Annotated in this window: 9 protein-coding genes; all 9 read right to left on the bottom strand. The window is 74.1% G+C overall.

Annotated features, from left to right (window positions below):
• Nucleotides 1-210 precede the first annotated feature (210 nt).
• The 9 genes from tyrS to argC are packed head-to-tail and all read right to left on the bottom strand — an operon-like array spanning nucleotide 211 to nucleotide 9564.
• The gene (gene tyrS, locus ACI793_RS07540) at nucleotides 211-1503 is read right to left on the bottom strand and encodes a tyrosine--tRNA ligase (protein WP_456605754.1); all 1293 of its coding nucleotides are present in this window, start codon (nucleotides 1501-1503) and stop codon (nucleotides 211-213) included.
• Nucleotides 1500-2204, bottom strand: coding sequence for a DNA-3-methyladenine glycosylase (locus tag ACI793_RS07535; protein WP_456605753.1), 705 nt, complete (start codon nucleotides 2202-2204; stop codon nucleotides 1500-1502). Before ACI793_RS07535 ends, tyrS begins: the two co-directional genes overlap by 4 nt.
• Nucleotides 2168-3610: an argininosuccinate lyase gene (gene argH, locus ACI793_RS07530; protein WP_456605752.1), complete on the bottom strand. Its 1443-nt coding sequence runs from the start codon at nucleotides 3608-3610 to the stop codon at nucleotides 2168-2170. Before argH ends, ACI793_RS07535 begins: the two co-directional genes overlap by 37 nt.
• A complete protein-coding gene (locus tag ACI793_RS07525; RefSeq protein WP_456605751.1) occupies nucleotides 3607-4146 on the bottom strand; it encodes an arginine repressor in 540 nt (179 codons plus the stop codon). Before ACI793_RS07525 ends, argH begins: the two co-directional genes overlap by 4 nt.
• A 13-nt stretch (nucleotides 4147-4159) precedes the next feature.
• On the bottom strand, nucleotides 4160-5104 hold the full coding sequence (argF, locus tag ACI793_RS07520) for an ornithine carbamoyltransferase (protein WP_456605750.1): 945 nt from the start codon (nucleotides 5102-5104) through the stop codon (nucleotides 4160-4162).
• Complete coding sequence (locus ACI793_RS07515; protein ID WP_456605749.1) at nucleotides 5101-6291, bottom strand: acetylornithine transaminase; 1191 nt, start codon at nucleotides 6289-6291, stop codon at nucleotides 5101-5103. The genes argF and ACI793_RS07515 overlap by 4 nt, the downstream gene beginning before the upstream one ends.
• Nucleotides 6288-7358: an acetylglutamate kinase gene (gene argB, locus ACI793_RS07510; RefSeq protein WP_456605748.1), complete on the bottom strand. Its 1071-nt coding sequence runs from the start codon at nucleotides 7356-7358 to the stop codon at nucleotides 6288-6290. Before argB ends, ACI793_RS07515 begins: the two co-directional genes overlap by 4 nt.
• Nucleotides 7355-8506, bottom strand: a complete 1152-nt coding sequence (gene argJ / locus ACI793_RS07505) for a bifunctional glutamate N-acetyltransferase/amino-acid acetyltransferase ArgJ (protein ID WP_456605747.1) — start codon at nucleotides 8504-8506, stop codon at nucleotides 7355-7357. Before argJ ends, argB begins: the two co-directional genes overlap by 4 nt.
• Nucleotides 8503-9564 carry an N-acetyl-gamma-glutamyl-phosphate reductase gene (gene argC / locus ACI793_RS07500; RefSeq protein WP_456605746.1) on the bottom strand — a complete coding sequence of 354 codons (1062 nt, stop codon included), beginning with the start codon at nucleotides 9562-9564 and terminating at the stop codon, nucleotides 8503-8505. The genes argJ and argC overlap by 4 nt, the downstream gene beginning before the upstream one ends.
• Between the last annotated feature and the right edge of the window lie 3 nt (nucleotides 9565-9567).

Raw genomic sequence — 9567 nt, 5'->3', positions numbered from 1 at the left:
GGCTCCGTCTGCGGCTGGATGTCCAACACTACGCCGGTTTCCGTTGCCCCCGCCAGCGGCGGGTCCCGGTCCGGCGGCCCCTCAGGGCCGCGCGGCGCAGAAAGAAAGTTACGTGCCCCCGGGGGCGGTGTCAAACGGCCTGCACGTGACGCCCGACACCGGGCCGTCACACGCGGCACACCGCCCGTTCACATGGCCGCGGCCGCCCGGTCAGCCGGCTCTGCGGACTCCCGCGACCGACCGCTTGCCACGGCGCAGCACGAGCCAGCCGCCGGGCAGCCAGGCGTCGTCCGCCGGCACGGCGTCCGCGTCTGCGACGCGCTCGTTGTTCAGATAGGCGCCGCCCTCCTTCACCGTCCGGCGTGCCTCCGAGAGGCTGGCGACCAGGCCGGTCTGCTGCATCAGCTGGGCGATGGTGGGCAGTGCCCCGTCGACCGTGACGCTCCCGGCCTCGGTGAGCGCGGCACTCAGCGTGCCGGCGTCCAGGGAACTGAGGTCGTCGCGACCGAAGAGCGCCCGACCGGCCGCCTCGGCCTGGCGGAGCTGTTCCGCCCCGTGCACGAGCAGCGTCAGCTCCTCGGCGAGCGCGCGCTGGGCGGCCCGGGCCGCCGGCTTCTCGACGCTCTCCGCGATCAGCGCCTCGACCTCTTCTGCCGGCCGTTCCGAGTACAGCGGCAACCAGGTCCGCGCGTCGGCATCGTCGGCGTTCAGCCAGAACTGGAAGAAGGCGTACGGAGAGGTGAGCGTCGGGTCGAGCCAGACCGCGCCACCTTCGGTCTTGCCGAACTTCGTGCCGTCGGCCTTCGTGACCAGTGGCGTCGAGAGCGCGTGGACCTTCGCCCCCGACGTCCGACGTACGAGATCGGCCCCGGCCGTGATGTTGCCCCACTGGTCGGAGCCACCGGTCTGCAGCGTCACCCCGTGCCGCTGGTGCAGTTCCCGGTAGTCGTTCGCCTGCAGGATCTGGTAGCTGAACTCGGTGAAGCTGATGCCGGCCTCGGAGTTCAGCCGTGCCGAGACCGCCTCCTTCGCCAGCATCTGGCTGACGCGGAAGTGCTTGCCGATCTCCCGGAGGAAGTCGATGGCCGAGAGCGGCTGGGTCCAGTCCAGGTTGTTCACGTAGATCGGCGCCGGGAGGCCGTCGCGTTCCGCCGGCAGGTCCAGGAAGGGGGCCACCTGGTCGCGGATGCGCTGCACCCAGCCGGCCACGGTGTCCCGGTCGTTCAGCTGGCGCTCCCCCGTCATACGGGGATCCCCGATGAGCCCGGTGGCGCCGCCCACCAGGACGACCGGCTGGTGGCCGGCCCGCTGGAGGGCCCGCAGCACCATGAACTGCACGAGGTGCCCGACGTGCAGGCTCTGGGCCGTCGGGTCGACCCCCAGGTAGTAGGTGACCGGCCCCTCGGCGAGGTGCGCCCGCAGTGCGGCCTCGTCGGTGCTCTGGGCGATCAGCCCGCGGCGGTGCAGCTCGTCGATCACGTTGCGTTCGGCAGAGGGGGTCACGGGGATCCATCCTGCCCGCCCGCGCGGCGCCGCGGTTTCCCACCCGCCCGGAACACGCTCACCGAGGGCGCATCCGTCGCCCAGAACCGCCACGGCAGGTGCTGGGCCTGACTGATGCCGACCCGCGGACCGGCCGACACGGCGGACGGCGGCGACCCCCGGTGCAGCCGCACCGGCGACGACGGGTCGAGCAGGTCGGCGCCCCTGTCGTCCGGCCCGATCCCGAGCGCCTGGGTGAGGCGGGCCGGCCCGCGGGCGAGGTCCCGGGACACCCGGGCGGCAGGACGCCGCGCGCGGGCCAGGTCCTCCCCCACCACGAGCTCGCCGGCGCGCAGCAGCACCGCCGAGCCCCGGCCCTCCGGCCCGACGACGACGTTGGCGCACCAGTGCACGCCGTAGCTGAAGTACACGTACAGCCGCCCGGGCGGGCCGAACATGATCGCCGCGCGCGAGGTGGGGCCACGGTGCGCGTGCGAGGCCGGGTCCTCCCCCGCGCCCGAGTAGGCCTCGACCTCGGTGAGCCGCAGCGCCACCCGGCCGTCCGGGCGGTCGGTCACCACCCAGCAGCCCAGCAGCGCCGGCGCCACGACCTCGACCGGCCCGAGCAGGTCGTCGGCGCGGACGAGGGGACCCGGCTCGGGCCGGTCGGCGTCGGACGGAGAGCTCAGAGCGCCGCTGCCACGGGTGAGGACGACGCCCACTCGGCGTGCCCGGTGGCGAGCGCCTTGAGCCCGTTGATCTGCTCGGCCACCCGCTCGGGCGCGGTCCCCCCGCGGGTGCTGCGGGCGGCCAGGGCGCCGCGCACGGAGAGCACCGACCGCACGTCGGGGGTGAGCCGCTCGTCGATGCCGGCCAGCTGGTCGTCGTCCAGCTCGTCGAGCTCGAGGCCCGCCTGCTCGCAGAACGCAACCATCTCGCCGCTGATCTCGTGCGCGGACCGGAACGGCACGCCCTGCCGGACCAGCCACTCGGCGACGTCGGTGGCCAGCGCGAAGCCCTGGGGCGCGGCGGCCTCGAGCACCTCCGGGCGCAGCGTGAGGGTGGCGACCATGCCCGTGACGGCGGGCAGCAGGAGGAGCAGCTGGGACAGCGAGTCGAGAACCGGCTCCTTGTCCTCCTGCAGGTCGCGGTCGTAGGCCAGCGGCAGGCCCTTCAGCATGGTGAGCAGCCCGGTGAGGTTGCCGACGAACCGGCCGGACTTCCCCCGGGCCAGCTCGGCGATGTCCGGGTTCTTCTTCTGCGGCATGATCGACGACCCGGTGGCCCAGGCGTCGTCGAGCCGGGCCCAGCCGAACTCGGTCGACGTCCACAGCACGACTTCCTCCCCCAGCCGGGAGAGGTGGACGCCGATCATCGCCGCCACGAAGCAGAACTCGGCGGCGAAGTCGCGGTCGCTGACGCCGTCGATCGAGTTGTCCGTGGCGCGATCGAAGCCCAGCTCGGCGGCGACGGCGTCCGGGTCGAGCGGCAGGGACGACCCGGCCAGCGCACCCGAGCCGTACGGGCTAACGGCAGTCCGCCGGTCCCAGTCGCGCAGCCGGTCGACGTCGCGGGCGAACGAGTGCGCGTGCGCCAGCAGCTGGTGGCTGAAGAGCACCGGCTGCGCGTGCTGCAGGTGCGTCATGCCCGGGGCGGCCACGTCGGCGTACCGCTCCGCCAGGCCCACGATCGCGTACTCCAGCGACGCCAGCTCGCCGGCCAGCGCACGGACGTGGTGGCGCAGGTAGAGCCGCAGATCCGTGGCGATCTGGTCGTTGCGGCTGCGGCCGGCGCGGAGCTTGCCGCCCAGCGCCCCGAGCTTCTCGGTGAGCCCGCGCTCGAGCGCCTCGTGCACGTCCTCGTCGCTCTCGATGGCCGTGAAGGTGCCGGCCTCGACCTCGTCGGAGAGCTGACGCAGCGCACCGAGCATCTGCTCGAGCTCGTCGTCGGCGAGCAGCCCGGCGCGGTGCAGCACCCGGGCGTGGGCGCGCGAGCCGGCCAGGTCGAAGGGGGCCAGTGCCCAGTCGAAGTGGGTCGACTTGCTGAGCGCGGCCATGGCCGGCGACGGGCCGCCGCCGAAGCGGCCGCCCCAGAGCCGGGTCTGCGATCCAGGGGGGTTGCTGCTCACGTGCCGGGTTCCTCTTCCAGGTCGTTCTGCAGTTCGGGGTACACGGCCGGCGTCCGCTCGGCGAGCGCGCGCAGCCGGGCGGCCAGGGCCGCCCCTCCGTCGGGGTCGCGAGAGACGACCAGCAGAGTGTCGTCCCCGGCGATGGTGCCCAGGACGTCGGGGAGGCCGACCTTGTCCAGCGCCGAGGCCAGGAACTGCGCGGCGCCGGGCGGCGTGCGCAGCACGGCGAGGTTGGCGCTGCCCTCGGCGCCGGTGAGCAGGTCGGCCAGCAGCCGGGTCAGCCGCGCCGGAGCGGTCTGCGCCGGGCGCAGCGGCGCGTTCTCCGGCGGCAGCACGTAGGACGCCGGGGCCCCGTCGGAGCCCCGCATCTTGACCGCGCCCAACTCGTCGAGGTCCCGGGAGAGCGTGGCCTGGGTGACCTCGATGCCGGCGCCGGCCAGCAGCGCGGCCAGGTGGGTCTGCGACGTCACCGACTGGGCCTCGATGAGCTCGCGGATCCGGGCCTGCCGTGCGCTGCGGCTGGGAGCCGACGTCATCGTCGTCTCCTCGTCACGCGTGCTCCAGCAGCCAGATCAGCACGGCCTTCTGCGCGTGCAGCCGGTTCTCCGCCTCGTCCCACACCGCGCTGTTCGGCCCGTCGATCACGTCGGCCGCGATCTCCTTGCCGCGGTAGGCGGGCAGGCAGTGCAGGACGACGGCGTCGTCGGCAGCGCGGCCCAGGGCGGCGTCGTCCACCGCGTACGGCAGGAACGGCGCGATGCGGGCGTCGTACTCGCCCTCCTGCCCCATGGAGACCCAGGTGTCGGTGACCAGGACGTCGGCGCCGTCGGCGGCGGCCGCGGGATCCGGGGTCCAGGCGACCGAGCCGCCGGTCTCCGCGGCGATCTCGCCCGCCTTCTTCAGGACCGCCGGGTCGGGCTGGAACTCCTCGGGCGAGCCGATGCGCACGTGCATGCCGGCGGTGGCACCGCCGAGCAGGTAGGAGTGGGCCATGTTGTTCGCGCCGTCACCGAGGTAGCTCATCGAGCGGCCGGCCAGGGAGCCCCTTCGCTCGATGACGGTCTGCAGGTCGGCCAGGATCTGGCAGGGGTGGAACTCGTCGGTCAGCGCGTTGACCACCGGCACCCGACTGGCCGCGGCCATCTCCTCGATGCGGTCCTGGCCGAAGGTGCGCCAGACGATCGCGGCGACCTGCCGGTCCAGCACGCGGGCGGTGTCGGCGATCGGCTCGCCCCGGCCCAGCTGGCTGGTGGCGGCGTCGATGACCAGCGGGTAGCCCCCGAGCTCGGCGACGCCCACCGAGAACGAGACGCGGGTACGGGTCGAGGGCTTGTCGAACAGCACCGCGACGGCCCGCGGCACCCCGTTGGCCGCACGCAGCGGAACCGGCGCCTCGGCCGTGTGCCGGGTGGCCTTGAGCGAGGCGGCCAGGGCCAGCACCTCGGCCTGCTCGGCCGGGCTCAGGTCGTCGTCCCTGAGGAAGTGGCGGGTCACGAGTCGGTCTCCCGGGCAGCGGTGTCGAGGGCGGCGGGCAGCGCGGCGACGAAGGCGTCGATCTGCGCGTCCGTGAGCACCAGCGGCGGGGCGAGCCGCAGCACCCCCGGCGCCACGGCGTTGGTGAGGAACCCGGCGGAGCGCAGCTGCGCCTCCAGCGCGGGGGCGACGTCGGCGGTGAGGACGACGCCGAGCAGCGCGCCCCTCCCCCGGACGCCGCTGATGCCGGCGTGGCCCAGCCCCTCGATGCCGGTGGTGAACCGGTGCTCGATCTCCTTGGCCCGCTCGAGCAGCCCCTCGTCGCGAATGGTGTCGAGCACCGCGAGGGCGGCGGCCGCGGCGATCGGGTTGCCGCCGAAGGTGGAGCCGTGCGACCCGGCGGTGAGCAGGTCGGCGGCGTCGCCGAAGGCCAGCATCGCGCCGATCGGCAGCCCACCGCCGAGTGCCTTGGCCAGCGTGATGACGTCGGGGTGCAGCCCGTCGGCCTGGTGCGCGAACCAGTGCCCGGTGCGCCCCATGCCGGTCTGCACCTCGTCCAGGGCGAACAGCGCTCCGGCGTCGGCCGCCGCGCCGGCCGCGGCCGCGAGGTAGCCGGGCGGCGCGGGCAGCACGCCGCCCTCGCCGAGCATCGGCTCGAGCAGCACCATCGCGGTCCGCTCGTCCACGGCCGAGGTGAGCGCCGCGGTGTCGCCGTACGGCACGTAGGAGACCCCGCCGGGCAGCGGCGCGAACGCGGCCGCCTTGGACGGCTGGCCGGTGAGCGCGAGGGCGCCCATCGTCCGCCCGTGGAAGGCGCCCTCGGCAGTGATCACCTGGGGCCGGCCGGTGAGCCGGCTGAGCTTGAACGCCGCTTCGTTGGCCTCGGCGCCGGAGTTGCAGAAGAACACCCGCCCCGGGCGCCCGACGAGCTCCAGCAGCCGCTCGGCCAGCGTCACACCGGGCTCGTGCATCGCCAGGTTGGAGACGTGTCCGAGCTTCGCCGCCTGGGTGGTGATGGCCTCGACGACCTTGGGGTGGGCGTGACCGAGGATCGTGGTCGCGATGCCACCGAGCAGGTCGGTGTACTCGCGGCCGTCGACGTCGCGGACGGTCGCCCCGGAGCCGGAGTCCAGCGCCACCGGGGGCGTCCGGTAGTTGCCCATCATCACGGCCGACCAACGGCGGGCCAGCTCCTCCGTGTGCGTCATGGTGCTGTGCCCTCCTCCTGGGTCGTCGGTGCGGGGGTCGTCGTCGCGGGGATCGGCAGGCTCGGGACGACCATCGTCCCGGTGCCCTCGGTGGTGAACATCTCCAGCAGCAGCGCGTGCGGCGTGCGCCCGTCGACGACGGTCGCGCGCTTGACCCCGCCCTCGACCGCCCGCAGGCAGGCGGCCATCTTCGGCGCCATCCCGGCGTCGAGGTCGGGAAGGATCTCGGCCAGTGCCGCGGCGTCGATCTGCTGCACGAGCGAGTCACGGTCGGGCCAGTCGGCGTAGAGGCCCTCGACGTCGGTGAGGACGACGAGCTTCACCGCCCCCAGCGCCACGGCGACGGCCGCGGCCGCGGTGTCGGCGTTGACGTTGTGCACGACGCCGTCCCGGTCGGGGGCGACGGTCGCGATCACGGGGATGTGGCCGGCCTCCAGCAGCGCGGTCACCGGGGCCGGGTCGACCTGGACGACGTCGCCGACGAGGCCGATGTCGACCGGCTCGCCGTCCACGACCGCCCGGGTGCGCTCGGCGGTGAACAGGCCGCCGTCCTCACCCGACAGGCCGACCGCGAGCGGGCCGTGCTGGTTGATCAGCCCGACGACCTCGGGGGTGACCTGGCCGGTGAGCACCATGCGGACGACGCCGATCGTCTGCTCCGTGGTGACCCGCAGGCCGCCCCGGAACTCGCTCTCGATGCCGAGCCGCCCGAGCATCTCGGTGATCTGCGGACCACCGCCGTGGACGACGACCGGCAGGATGCCGCAGGTCCGCAGGAAGACCATGTCGTCGGCGAAGGCGCGGCGGCACTCGTCGTCGACCATGGCGTGGCCGCCGTACTTGATCACCACGACGTTGCCGTGGAACTCCTTGAGCCACGGCAGCGCCCCGGTGAGGACGGCGATCCGGCGGGCGTCGCCCTCGGGGTCGTGGGTGCGCATGACCCGGTGGGTGCCGAGCCGCCGGCGTGGCGGTGTCGGGTCGACCGAGACGTCGGGCGGGGTGGGGTCCTGCGCCTCGGGGTCGTGGACCGTGGTCACGTGCGGCTCGGGCTCCTGGGCGCTCACGTCGAGTACGCCGAGTTCTCGTGCACGTAGGCGATCGACAGGTCGTTGGTCCAGATCGTCGCCTCCTCGGTGCCGGCCCTCAGGTCGACCTCGATGGTGATGGCCCGGCCGGTGAGGTCGACGCCCTCGCGCGGGTCCCCGATCGCGCCGCCCCGGCAGACGGTGACGCCGTTGATGGTCACGTCCACCTGGTCGGCCTCGAACGCGGCGTCGGTGGTGCCGATGGCGGCGAGCACCCGGCCCCAGTTGGGGTCGTTGCCGAACAGCGCCGTCTTGAGCAGGTTGTTGCGGGCGCAGGCCCGGCCGGCGGTCAGCGCGTCGTCGACGGTGGCCGCGTTGCGGACGGTGATCGCGATGTCCTTGGTCGAGCCCTCGGCGTCGGCCAGCAGCTGCATGGCCAGGTCGGTCGCCGCCGCGGTGAGGGCCTCGGTGAGCTGCTCCTCGGTCGGCGTGACCCCGCTCGCCCCGTTGGCCAAGGCGATGACCGTGTCGTTGGTGGACAGGCAGCCGTCGGAGTCGACCCGCTCGAAGCTGGCCGCGGTCGCCGTCGCCAGCGCCCGCTGCAGGACGTCGGGGTCGGCGCTCGCGTCGGTGGTGAGGACGACGAGCATCGTGGCCAGGCTGGGCGCCAGCATCCCGGCGCCCTTGGCCATGCCGCCGATGCTCCAGCCCTCCCGCTGCTGGACCGTCGTCTTGGGCACGCTGTCGGTGGTCATGATCGCCCGGGCGGCGTCCGCTCCGCCGTCCTCCGAGAGGGCCTGCGTCGCGGCGGTGACCCCGGCGGTCAGCTTCTCCATGGGCAGCCGCACGCCGATCAGCCCGGTGCTGGCGACGGCGACGTCGATCGCGCCCAGGCCCAGCTCCTCGGCCACGTGCTCGGCGGTGGTGTGGGTGTCGGCGAAGCCCTCGGGTCCGGTGCAGGCGTTGGCGCCGCCGGAGTTGAGGACGACGGCCTGGCAGCGCTGACCGGCCAGCACCTGCCGGCTCCAGATCACCGGGGCGGCCGGGAAGCGGTTGGTGGTGAAGACGGCGGCGGCAACGTCGTCGGGGCCGGTGTTGAGCACCAGCGCGACGTCGGGGTCGCCGCTGGACTTCAGTCCGGCCGCGACGCCGGCGGCGCTGAAGCCCTTCGGGGCGGTGACGCTCACGGTGCTACTCCAACCAGGGGAAGGCCGGTGGTCTCGGGGAGGCCGAGGGCGAGGTTGGCGCACTGCAGCGCGGCGCCCCCGGTGCCCTTGGTGAGGTTGTCGACGGCCGCGACGACCACCAGCCGGCCGGCGTCGGCGTCGACGGCGATCTGCAGCGCCACGGTGTTGGCGCCCAGCACCTGCGCGGTGGTCGGCCACTGGCCCTCGGGCAGCAGGTGCACGAACGGCTCGTCGGCGTAGGCCTTCTCGTACGCCGCCCGGGCACTCTCGGCGTCCACCCCGGGTGCCAGCTTCGCCGAGCAGGTGGCGAGGATGCCCCGGCTCATCGGCACCAGCGTCGGCGTGAAGCTCACGCCGACCGACGTCCCGGCCGCCTGCGACAGGTTCTGGATCATCTCCGGCGTGTGCCGGTGCACCCCGCCGACGCCGTAGGCGCTGACCGAGCCCATGACCTCGCTGCCGAGCAGGTGCGGCTTGGCGGACTTGCCCGCACCACTGGTCCCGCTGGCCGCGACGACCACGACCTCGGGCTCGACGAGGCCCGCGGCCAGGGCCGGGGCCAGCGCGAGGGTGACCGAGGTCGGGTAGCAGCCGGGGACGGCGATCCGCCGGGCGCCGGCCAGCTTCTCCCGCTGGCCGGGCAGCTCCGGCAGGCCGTAAGGCCAGGAACCCGCCCACGAACTTCCCCCACCCGACCCACCCGACCCGTACCAGCGCTCCCACGCGGCGGGATCGGTGAGCCGGTGGTCGGCGCCGCAGTCGACGACCAGGGTGTCCGCCGGGAGCTGGGCCGCGATGGCGGCCGACTCCCCGTGGGGCAGCGCCAGCACAACGACGTCGTAACCGGACAGGCTCGTCGCGTCGCTCGACTGCACGACCATGTCGGCGTAGGGCAGGAGGTGCGGCTGCAGTTCGCCCAGGCGTCGGCCGGCGCTCGAGTTGGCGTGCACCCCGGCCAGCGCGAGGTTCGGGTGCGCGGCCAGCAGGCGGCACACCTCTCCCCCGGCGTACCCGGTGGCGCCGGTGACCCCGACCGTCCACGTCTGCCCTGTGCTCACGAT

It is taken from the genome of Blastococcus sp. SYSU DS0617 (assembly GCF_054051075.1).
Note: the sequence above shows the minus strand (reverse complement) of the source record. Positions and strands in the feature narration are given on the sequence as shown.